The 565-nt window shown below is 50.3% G+C and carries 2 rRNA genes; both read right to left on the bottom strand.

Annotated elements, in window-relative coordinates:
* Positions 1–93 (bottom strand): 23S ribosomal RNA (locus ACFFT4_RS30240); the annotation flags it as partial.
* Positions 94–496: 403 nt separating this feature from the next.
* Positions 497–565 (bottom strand): 16S ribosomal RNA (locus tag ACFFT4_RS30235); the annotation flags it as partial.

The following is a 565-nucleotide window of genomic DNA, read 5'->3' as shown; positions in this document are numbered from 1 at the left end:
CTTACAACTCCCCGAAGCACTATCGCGGTTCGTCGCGTCCTTCATCGGCTCCTGGCGCCTAGGCATCCTCCGTGCGCACTTATTAGCTTAACCTACCTGCAACCGTTAATATTGACCGTTAGGGCAATATTCGGTTGTCAGTCCGCTGCGATGTTTCGATTCTTTATCTCCGGCGAATCCTCATTGCCATGCTCCGTCGAGGACGGCGCGCAACGCGTATTCGCAAGTCGAACAGAACCGATACATCTTCGCTTACACATGAAACCATGTGCTAGTTGACACTAGTAAGGCAAGACGATACTTCTTCTTTCGCGCTAACATGTTCATCCGAAGACGTTCATGTCGTTTGGTTCGCTATCCAGTTTTCAAGGTACAAGTTGAAAGGCATAACCGCCTAAGCGGGGATTGCTCTTTCAAAACTGAACTTGAGCGTAAGAAACGATTTGCCACTTCGCTTGCGCGACCGTGGTCTTTTTAGCTCCGAAGAGCTCCTTAGAAAGGAGGTGATCCAGCCGCACCTTCCGATACGGCTACCTTGTTACGACTTCACCCCAATCATCTACCC

Origin of the sequence: Cohnella cellulosilytica, from assembly GCF_042431195.1 — a bacterium.
GTDB classification, from domain to species: Bacteria; Bacillota; Bacilli; order Paenibacillales; family Paenibacillaceae; genus Cohnella; species Cohnella cellulosilytica.
This window is presented reverse-complemented; position numbering and strand designations above follow the sequence as displayed.